The following is an 8,274-nucleotide window of genomic DNA, read 5'->3' on the forward strand; positions in this document are numbered from 1 at the left end:
GCCTAACCCTGACACTACGATGGAGGTAGTGAAATGGCTGAAAAAACAGTATCTCAACTCACGCCTATTGTCAAAGAAAACAACGGCATCCGCTTCCTTTCGCTGGGTTCGGCCCCGGCAGTCCTTTCCACAGAAGTCGCCCGGCATTTTCAAAAGCGCCATTCCCACATTCTTCGGGATATTGAGCGATTGTGCTCTATCCTCCCGAAATCATTTCGTGAACCCAATTTTGGGCTGACGTTCACCACTGTAAAAATCGGCAATGGGGCAACCCGGCAGGAACGCGCCTACCGCCTCACCCGCGACGCCCTCTCGCTCCTCGTCATGGGTATGACCGGCAAGGCGGCCGTCATGTGGAAGCTGCGCTACATCGAGGCGTTCAACCAGATGGAGGCGGCCCTGCGGGAACAGCGGGCCGGGCTGCCCGTGGCCCTTGAGGCGCGGGTCAGGGCTTCCTATCTGGACGGCCTGCGCGAGGGCAAGAAGCTGGCCCTCCGCGCCGACCGCCTGCGCCTGCTGGAGCGCGTGCTGCGCTACCGGCGCATGGGCATGAGCCTGCACGACATCGGCACCCTGGTGGGCCTGCGTCACCAGCGCGTGAGCACCCTGCTCGAAACCGGCCGCCGCCTGGGCATCGCCCTCCCCGCAACGCGGGAGGCCAGCCATGCGTAACGCCGAGCGCCATCCCGCCGACCTGCTCGCCCGCGCGGCCGCCCGCATCCGCTGGCAGCAGCGCCTGCTCTGCGGCCTGCCCGTGGACGGACAACTGGATGTGGACGCCCAGGAGGCCCAAGGTCTCTACCACACGCTGGAAGACATCTTCGAGGATATCACCGCCGCCCTGCGCAAGCTGGAGGAATCGCAGGCGGCATAAGTTGCGCTGTCCTCCACCAGCCTTTCCTGCGGCCCGCGCCGCCACTATTGTGGCGGTGCGGGCCTTGCTTGTTCAGGGCGGCCGCAGCGCCAGTCGTTGGCGAGTCTGCGAGCCTTACGAATGGCGACAGCGATTTCGTTGACTGACTGTCGCGCCAACTAATTGCTGTCTCCATCCGTAGCTTCCTGCGTCGCAACGGCTGGAGCAAAGGAGAGGCCAATGGCAATCAGGGAATATGTGGGCGCCGTGGTGCTTGAGGTGGACGGCCGCGAGGTGGAGTGCGCCAGCTACAGCGTCACCGAAAGCACGGGCATGCAGCCGGTCAAGACCATGAACCGCAGCCGCCGCATCGCGGGCTTTTCCACGGGCGTGGCCACGTTCGAGATCACGGCATCCGTGCCCATTCCGGTGAACGGCGACGAGATCGACTGGTTCAACACCTTTGACGTGAAAATGGTCATCTACCCCATCCGGGGCAACGGCACGCGCACGGCCTATACCGGCTGCGTGGTGCAGGAGGTCAGCCCCAGCTACGAGGCCGAGGGCGAGGCCAAGCGGGACATCAAGCTGTTCGCGGTCGACCGCGTTGTGGAGTAGGCCATGGAGAAGATTAGCATCACGGGCGAGCTGCCCTACGGCTACCGGGAGAGCATGGCGCCCTCCATCGCGCGTTCGTCATGCGCCCCCTCACCCTGGGGGACATGGAGCGCATGGAGGAGGAGCACCCCGACCTTTTGGCGAACGGCAACCGTCTCACCCTGCGCCGCCTGGCCTTTGCCTATGCGCTGGAGCGTCTGGGCGACCTCCCGGCCGAGGCCATCACTCCCGACCTGCTGGCGCAGTTGCCCGCGCAGGACTATGGCGCTCTGGCGCAGGCGGAGGAAGCCCTCGAAAAAAAGTTGCGGGCCGCCTGCGGGCGGGACGGGGCCGACGCTTCCTGACGGCCGGGCTTCTGGCCGGCGGTTTTGCCATGGCGCGTATCGAGTCCATGACCGTGGCCGAGGCGGAAGAGTGGTACGCGGCCCTCTACCCGGAGCGCATGGCCGCCCTCCGCAAGCGCGGCGCTCCCCGGCAGGTTAAGAGTCTGCGGGCAAAAAAGGCGTAAGCATGTCTGACGACCTCAAGGTGGCGGCGGAACTGTCGCTGAAGGACAACCTCACCGGCCCGGCTTCCAAGGCCGTGGCCCGCGTGAGCGGCGAGGCGCGCAAGGCCGCCGGGGAGCAGGCCAGAAGCGCCTCCGCCGCGCGGGGCATGGCCGATGCCCTCGCCCAGGTGGACAGGCGGGGGCAGGCGGCCGCGCGCGCCGTGGGCGGCGTCGCCCAGGCCATGGCCCGTGCCGCGCATACGCCGTTCACCACCGCCGCCGCGCAGATGCAAAACCTCCAGCAGGCCACCATCACGGAACTGGACGACAGCCTCACCCGCGCGCAGAAAAACGCCGCCCACACCGAAACCGCCGGCGGCCTTGTCGGAACGCTCGCCGGGGCCAAGGCGGGCGCTGTGGGAGGCGCTGCCCTTGGCTCGCTTGCCGGTCCCATAGGCACGGCTGTCGGCACGGCTCTGGGCGGTCTCCTGGGCGGCGCCGCCGGGTTCTTCGGCGGCGGCCGGCTGGGCGAAAAGCTGGGCAACTGGGCGTTCGGCGGTGACGACAAGGCCGGGGAGGCCCCGCCCCTCCAGGAGACCGTCATGCAGGCGGTCCAGCTCATGCGGTCCGCCCCCATCGCCGCAAATCTCAATCTGACCGTGGAGCTGGACGGCGAGGTCATTGCCCGCAAGGTCGAGCAGGCCCAGCTCCGGCAGGCCACGAGGCGTTAGTCCATGTCGTGGCTGACCCTGCTTGACGCCTCCTTCCGGGGCGTCCCCTTTCAGGTCGAATCCATCTCCGACAAGGGCGAAAAGAGCCTTGCCGTGCATGAGTACCCGTACCGGCCAGGCGCCGAGGTGGAAGACCTGGGCCGCAAGGCCCGCGTCATCCCGGTCAAGGCCGTCTTTTGGGGCCTGTCCTATAAATCCGGCGTGGAGGCGCTGGTCAGGGCGCTGGAGCGGGACGGCAAGGGCGAGCTGGTGCATCCCGTGTTCGGCAGCGTCGAGGTCTGCATCCGCTCGTGGGAGGTCAGTCACGACGCCGAGCGCGTCAACTACGCCACCGTGAGTTTCGAGGCCGTTGAGGCCGGGCCGGACAACCCGTTCTTTGCCGGGCAAAGCGCCCGCTCCCTGGCCGAACAGGCGCGCGACGCCCTGCTCTCCGGCCTGCAAGGCGCCGTCGGGGGCGCGGCGTCGGGCCTCATGGCCACACTGGGCGAGGTGGCGGGCAAGGCCGCCAATTTCAAAAACGCCGTGCTTGCCGAGCTTGACGGCCTGCTCGCCGTCTATGACGAGGGGCGGCAGGTGGCGCGCACGGCAACGGCCTGGCTGGACATGCCCCTGGCCTTTGTGGCCGATCTTTCGGCCTGCGTGGCCTCCGCCGCATCAACGGCCACGTCCGGCGCCGAGGCTCTGACGGGTTTCGCCTCGCTCTCGCGCCTGTCGGCGGCGCTGCCCCGGCTGGACATCTCCACCGGCCGCACGTCCGGCGACTATGCCACGGGCGTCAATGCCTACGGCGCCGGCTGGATCAGCGGGCCTGTCAGTGATGCCGTGGGCAAGGCCGAGGCGGTGCTTGCCGTGCGCGCGCCCCAGGGCGGGACGACCGCCGCCCCCGCCGAGGCCCCGGCGGCGGGCAGCCTGCAAACGCCCATCGCCCGGGCGTCCGCGCAGGCCCTGCTGCTCCAGACGCAGACCTACTGCACGGCCGCGGTGGACACCCTTGAGGCCGAGCTGGACGAGCCGCGCCTCACGCCCGCCGAGATCGAGAGCCTCACGGGCAATGCCCGCGGCCGCGTGCGGGACTGCCTTGACGCCGTTGCCGCCGCCTGGCCCCCAGGCCGCGCGCATGCGCTCTGCGAGGGTCTGCGCGACGCCGCCCAGGCCATGCAGCAGATGGGCGAGGCCGCGCTCAACGCCCGGCCGCCGCTGGTCACGCATCTGGCGGCCACGCCGGGCAATTTCCACCTGCTGGCGCACCGCCTCTATGGCGACTATACCCGCGCGGCCCAGCTTGCGCGCATCAACCCGCAGGTGCGCAACCCCAATTTCATCGCCCAGGGGCAGGAGTTGCTGGTCTATGCGCGATAATGACGCCATCTCGCTGACCATCGCCGGGCGCCTGCACCGCGACTGGACGCGCTGGAGCATCGATTCCGATCTGTTCACCCCCGCCGACGCCTGGCAGGTGGGCCTGGGCATCCCCGCGGCCAAACTCCCGGAGTGGCTGCGCCCCTGGGCGCCCGTGGAGGTCCGCATCGGCGACGCCCTGGCGCTCACGGGCCGCATCGACGCCATCCGCCGCACCATCCGCAAGGACGCGCTGGAACTGACCCTCTCCGGCCGCGACGGCGCCGCCGTGCTGCTGGACTGCTCCGCGCCCATAAAGACCCAGCGGGACGTGACCGTGGAGGAAGTCTGCGCCTCCATGGTGCGCCCCCTGGGCGTGGACAGGATAGACGTGCGGGCCGGGGGCGCGCCGCTCAAGAAGGTAAGCGTCGAGCCGGGCATGACCGCATGGGAGGCGTTGGAACGCGCCGCCGGGGCCAGCGGCCTCTGGCCGTGGTTCGCGCCTGACGGCACGCTCAGGGTGGCCGCGCCGGACTATTCGCGCCCGGCGGACGCGGAACTGGTGTGCGCGTTCGACGGCGCGCGCAACAACGTGCTCTCCGTGGAGTACGAGACCGACATCTCGCGCCGCTACAGCGAGGTCACGGTTCTGGGGCAGTCCGTGGGCACTGAGGACGACGAGGCGCACAACGCCATCAGCGCCCGCGCCTGGGATGCTCTGGCCTGGTTCTCGCGGCCGCTCGTCCGTGACGAAGGCCATGTGGACAGCATTGCCATGGCCAAGACCCGCGCCAAGAAAATCTTGAGCGACAGCGTATTCGAGTACCGCACCATCACGGTGGAGGTCCACGGCCACCGCACGGACAGCGGCGCCCTGTGGGAGCCGGGCATGCACGTCCGGCTGCGCGTGGAGGGGCTGTGCGAGACGGACAACCTGCTTGCGCGGCGCACGCTCAGGGCCGGTCGTGAGGGCCGCACCACCACGCTCACCCTCAAGCCGTGGGGGCTGTGGCTGCCCGACACGGCCAGGGCGCCCAAAAAGCGCAAAAAGCGGGGGTCTGACGATGATGACGAGTGGGGTCTCGACTGATGGATATTGCAGCCCTCATTGACGACCGCATCCGCCGCGCCCTGCGCGCCCTGCGCCTGCCGTTCCGCGCCCGGCTGACCCAGCTCAACGGCGCGCCGGGCTTGCAGCTTGCCCAGGGACAGGGCCTTGCGGGCGAGCAGGCCCAGGCCGTGGAGGTCCTGCAGCAGTTCGGCTTTTCCAGCGGCATCCCGGAGGGCAGCCAGCTCATTGTCCTGCCCCTGGCGGGCCGCAGTTCGGCCAACGTGGTCATCGCCACCGAGCACGGCGCCTACCGCCTCAAGGTGGGGCCGGGCGAGGCGCGCATGTACAGTCAGGAGGGCGCCTACATCCATCTCAGGCGGGGCCGCGTCATCAAGGCCGAGTGTGACGACTTCCGCCTGCGCGTCAAAAACGCCGCCGTCATCGAGGCGGGGCGGGGCATTGTCCTGGATACCCCGCAGACCACGGTGACGGGCAACCTCACCGCCACCGGCGAAAAGGGCGACACCGTGGAGATGACGGCCAACGTCGCCATCCGGGGCGACATCACGCAGGACGGCGGCATCGTTTCCAGCGGCGACCATGTGGCGGGCGGCATCAGCCAGACCGGCCATACGCACACGGGCGTCCGGCCCGGCGGCGGCGCTACCGGCCTGCCGCAATGACCTTCCCCGCGCTGTCCTCCGCCAGCCTTTCCTGAGGCGGCGCCCCCACTATGGTGGGGGTATGGACACGCAAATCGATCCCGCCACCGGCGACTACACGGGCGCCCGCATCGACCACCTTGGCAATGCGGTTTATCTGCGCCTGATGACGCCGCGCGGCTCCTGGTGGGCGGATACCACACTGGGCAGCCGTCTCCACGAGCTCGCGCGCGTCAAGGACAAGGCGCGCGTGAGCGTCCTTGCCCGGCAGTACGCCGAGCAGGCCCTCCAGCCCCTGCTGGATGACGGCCGGGCGCGCGCCATCGAGGTGACGGCGCGCCAGCCCCACAACGGCCGCTGCCTCCTGCATGTGGAAGTCACCGAGGCCGGGGGCGCCGCATACGGCTTTGACCATTTTGTCCGGGTGGGAGGCTAGCCATGCCGTACACCGTGCCCTCGTTCGCCGAGATCCGCGCCCGCCAGTTGCGCGACGCCCGCAATCTGGACGCCACGGCCCCCACGGATGCCGACAGCGACCTCTACATCCGCGCCAGTTGCACGGCTTCCGCCGTTGACGGCCTCTACGCCTACCAGCACTGGCAGACGCGCCAGATACTGCCCGACACCGCCGACCCCGAATATCTGGAGCAGCACTGCGCCCTGCGCGGCATCACGCGCAAGGCCCCGACCTGCTCGACGGGCGTCATGACCCTCTCCGGGCAGGCGGGCGCTCGTGTGCCCGTTGGCGCCGAGGGGCGCGATGCCGACGGCGAGCCGTACCTGACCACAGCCCCGGCAACTCTGGCGGGCGAGGGAGCCGCCGCCACGGCCGTCGTTCCGTGCCGCGCGGCGCGCGCCGGGGCCATGCCCGACAGGCGCGGCGCGCGCATCACGCTCGTCTCGGCGCCCTCCGGCGTGCAGGCGACGGGCCTGCTCGACCTTGACGGCGGCACGGACGCCGAGACGGACGCCGCCCTGCTGGATCGCCTGCTGGACTATATGCGCACCCCGCCCGCAGGCGGCACTGCGGCGGATTATCGCCGCTGGGCGCGCGAGGTGCCGGGCGTGGCCGACGCCCAGGTCTATCCCCTGCGCCAGGGGCCGGGTACCGTGGATGTGGTCATCACCGGCCAGGACGGCATCCCCGGCGCCGATGTGGTGGCCGCAGCCCAGGCGCATATCGACGCCGAGCGCCCGCTGGGCTGTCAGGCCACGGTCTATGCCCCCGTGCCCCTGCCGGTCCATATGTCGCTGGCCCTGCGCGTCAGTGGCGACGCCACCCTGCGCACCCTGCGCGGCCCGGTGCGGGCGGCGCTGGAGGCGCAGTTCGCGCTGCTGCGCCCGGGCGACGCGCTCGTGCTGGCGCGCTGCATTGCCGCCGTGGCCGGCCTTGAGGGCGTGGCGGATGTGGCCGTGCGCCGGCCCGCCGCCAATCCGGCGCCCACGGCCCTGCAATGGTGCCGCCTGGGCGAGCTTGCGCTGGAGGCCCTGTAGCCCATGCCCCACCGTGACCTGCTTGCCGCCCTGCTGCCGCCCGCAGCTTATGACGCGGCCGCCCCGGCCGTCGATCTTTCCCTCCGAATGGAGGGCCGCGAGCTGGACCGCGTCCAGGCCGACGGCGCGCGCGTGCTTGGCGCGTTGCGCCCGTTCGTCTGGCAGCAGTGGCTGGCGGACTGGGAGCGCGTCTATGGCCTTCCCGGCCCCTGCGCCAGAGGCGGCCGGCTCTTGCAGGAGCGCATGGCCCTGCTGGCCCTGGCCTTTCAGGAGCGCGGCGGCATCTCGCGCGCCTGGCTCACGCGCTATGCCGCGCTGGCGGGCTATGAGGTCGCCATTGACGATTTCCGCCCCTTCAGGGCCGGGCGCTCGCAGGCGGGGGACCCGCTGACCAATGACGCGTGGATATTCGCGTTCCAGGTCACGGCCACGGGCGAGATGGCCCGCGTGTTCAGGGCCGGGCAAAGCCCCGCCGGGGACGCCCTGCGCGTCTGGGGAGATCCCATCCTTGAGTGCGTCATCGCGTGGCGCAAGCCCGCCCACGCCGTGGCCCTCATTACCTACGCCACCACGGAGGCCGCAGCATGCACCGTATAGACTGCCCCACGGCAACGCCGGACAACAGGTTCACCGAGGGCGACCCCACCATTCCCGTGGCGGCCACCACGGTCACGGCGGACTGGCTCAACTCCGTGCAGGAGGAGCTTGTCGCCCCGATCCTGGCCGCCGACATGGAGCTGGACAAAACCAGGACCAGCCAGTTGCTTGAGGCCATCCTCGCCCTCGTCGCCAAACGCGCGCCGCTGGCCACCACGGCGCGCCCCGGCCTGGTCAGGCCTGACGGCACGACCCTTACAGTGGACGAAGAGGGCGTGCTGTCCGTCATTCAAAAGGCGGACGCCATGGTGGCGAGACTGGAGGAACTCCGCAAGCTCTCCATCGGTGCGCCCAGGTTCCACCGCTCCACGGCATTGCCGGCCAACCACGCCTGGCCGGACGGTTCGCTTGTGGGGTTCGAGGACTGGCCGGAGTTTGCGGAA

Annotated in this window: 12 protein-coding genes and 1 pseudogene; all 13 read left to right on the forward strand. The window is 69.9% G+C overall.

Annotation, left to right across the window (positions count from 1 at the left end; genetic code table 11):
- Positions 1-33: 33 nt before the first annotated feature.
- On the forward strand, positions 34-672 hold the full coding sequence (locus ACQRA4_RS13160; RefSeq protein WP_427823518.1) for a Rha family transcriptional regulator: 639 nt from the start codon (positions 34-36) through the stop codon (positions 670-672).
- Positions 665-874: a hypothetical protein gene (locus ACQRA4_RS13165; protein WP_427823519.1), complete on the forward strand. Its 210-nt coding sequence runs from the start codon at positions 665-667 to the stop codon at positions 872-874. Before ACQRA4_RS13160 ends, ACQRA4_RS13165 begins: the two co-directional genes overlap by 8 nt.
- A gap of 219 nt (positions 875-1,093) precedes the next feature.
- A complete protein-coding gene (locus ACQRA4_RS13170; RefSeq protein ID WP_427823520.1) occupies positions 1,094-1,471 on the forward strand; it encodes a phage tail protein in 378 nt (125 codons plus the stop codon).
- Positions 1,472-1,551: 80 nt separating this feature from the next.
- A complete protein-coding gene (locus ACQRA4_RS13175; protein WP_427823521.1) occupies positions 1,552-1,815 on the forward strand; it encodes a hypothetical protein in 264 nt (87 codons plus the stop codon).
- A gap of 29 nt (positions 1,816-1,844) precedes the next feature.
- Positions 1,845-1,979 (forward strand): hypothetical protein, encoded by a 135-nt coding sequence (locus ACQRA4_RS13180; protein WP_427823522.1) that lies wholly within the window; start codon positions 1,845-1,847, stop codon positions 1,977-1,979.
- Between the two features lie 2 nt (positions 1,980-1,981).
- A complete protein-coding gene (locus tag ACQRA4_RS13185) occupies positions 1,982-2,689 on the forward strand; it encodes a hypothetical protein (RefSeq protein ID WP_427823523.1) in 708 nt (235 codons plus the stop codon).
- A 3-nt stretch (positions 2,690-2,692) separates the two neighbouring features.
- The gene (locus ACQRA4_RS13190) at positions 2,693-4,048 is read left to right on the forward strand and encodes a DNA circularization protein (RefSeq protein ID WP_427823524.1); all 1,356 of its coding nucleotides are present in this window, start codon (positions 2,693-2,695) and stop codon (positions 4,046-4,048) included.
- Positions 4,038-5,117: a phage baseplate assembly protein gene (locus ACQRA4_RS13195; RefSeq protein WP_427823525.1), complete on the forward strand. Its 1,080-nt coding sequence runs from the start codon at positions 4,038-4,040 to the stop codon at positions 5,115-5,117. The genes ACQRA4_RS13190 and ACQRA4_RS13195 overlap by 11 nt, the downstream gene beginning before the upstream one ends.
- Positions 5,117-5,761, forward strand: coding sequence for a phage baseplate assembly protein V (locus tag ACQRA4_RS13200; protein WP_427823526.1), 645 nt, complete (start codon positions 5,117-5,119; stop codon positions 5,759-5,761). The genes ACQRA4_RS13195 and ACQRA4_RS13200 overlap by 1 nt, the downstream gene beginning before the upstream one ends.
- A gap of 61 nt (positions 5,762-5,822) precedes the next feature.
- Entirely contained in the window at positions 5,823-6,176 is a 354-nt protein-coding gene (locus tag ACQRA4_RS13205; RefSeq protein WP_427823527.1) for a phage GP46 family protein, read from the forward strand.
- A gap of 2 nt (positions 6,177-6,178) precedes the next feature.
- On the forward strand, positions 6,179-7,234 hold the full coding sequence (locus ACQRA4_RS13210) for a baseplate J/gp47 family protein (protein WP_427823528.1): 1,056 nt from the start codon (positions 6,179-6,181) through the stop codon (positions 7,232-7,234).
- 3 nt (positions 7,235-7,237) lie between these two features.
- A complete protein-coding gene (locus ACQRA4_RS13215) occupies positions 7,238-7,831 on the forward strand; it encodes a YmfQ family protein (RefSeq protein ID WP_427823529.1) in 594 nt (197 codons plus the stop codon).
- A pseudogene (locus ACQRA4_RS13220) lies at positions 7,819-8,274 on the forward strand (hypothetical protein); the annotation flags it as partial. The gene ACQRA4_RS13215 and the pseudogene ACQRA4_RS13220, both read left to right, overlap by 13 nt.

Source organism: Desulfovibrio sp. SGI.169, from assembly GCF_050313595.1.
In the GTDB taxonomy this organism is placed as follows: domain Bacteria; phylum Desulfobacterota; class Desulfovibrionia; order Desulfovibrionales; family Desulfovibrionaceae; genus Desulfovibrio.

What these genes read in the sequence shown, in the direction of transcription:
- ACQRA4_RS13175 (WP_427823521.1), top strand. Translation starts at nt 1,552, where the DNA reads ATGCGCCCCCTCACCCTGGGGGACATGGAGCGCATGGAGGAGGAGCAC.
- ACQRA4_RS13190 (WP_427823524.1), top strand. Translation starts at nt 2,693, where the DNA reads ATGTCGTGGCTGACCCTGCTTGACGCCTCCTTCCGGGGCGTCCCCTTT.
- ACQRA4_RS13180 (WP_427823522.1), top strand. Translation starts at nt 1,845, where the DNA reads ATGGCGCGTATCGAGTCCATGACCGTGGCCGAGGCGGAAGAGTGGTAC.
- ACQRA4_RS13165 (WP_427823519.1), top strand. Translation starts at nt 665, where the DNA reads ATGCGTAACGCCGAGCGCCATCCCGCCGACCTGCTCGCCCGCGCGGCC.
- ACQRA4_RS13185 (WP_427823523.1), top strand. Translation starts at nt 1,982, where the DNA reads ATGTCTGACGACCTCAAGGTGGCGGCGGAACTGTCGCTGAAGGACAAC.
- ACQRA4_RS13195 (WP_427823525.1), top strand. Translation starts at nt 4,038, where the DNA reads ATGCGCGATAATGACGCCATCTCGCTGACCATCGCCGGGCGCCTGCAC.
- ACQRA4_RS13170 (WP_427823520.1), top strand. Translation starts at nt 1,094, where the DNA reads ATGGCAATCAGGGAATATGTGGGCGCCGTGGTGCTTGAGGTGGACGGC.
- ACQRA4_RS13215 (WP_427823529.1), top strand. Translation starts at nt 7,238, where the DNA reads ATGCCCCACCGTGACCTGCTTGCCGCCCTGCTGCCGCCCGCAGCTTAT.
- ACQRA4_RS13200 (WP_427823526.1), top strand. Translation starts at nt 5,117, where the DNA reads ATGGATATTGCAGCCCTCATTGACGACCGCATCCGCCGCGCCCTGCGC.
- ACQRA4_RS13160 (WP_427823518.1), top strand. Translation starts at nt 34, where the DNA reads ATGGCTGAAAAAACAGTATCTCAACTCACGCCTATTGTCAAAGAAAAC.
- ACQRA4_RS13210 (WP_427823528.1), top strand. Translation starts at nt 6,179, where the DNA reads ATGCCGTACACCGTGCCCTCGTTCGCCGAGATCCGCGCCCGCCAGTTG.
- ACQRA4_RS13205 (WP_427823527.1), top strand. Translation starts at nt 5,823, where the DNA reads ATGGACACGCAAATCGATCCCGCCACCGGCGACTACACGGGCGCCCGC.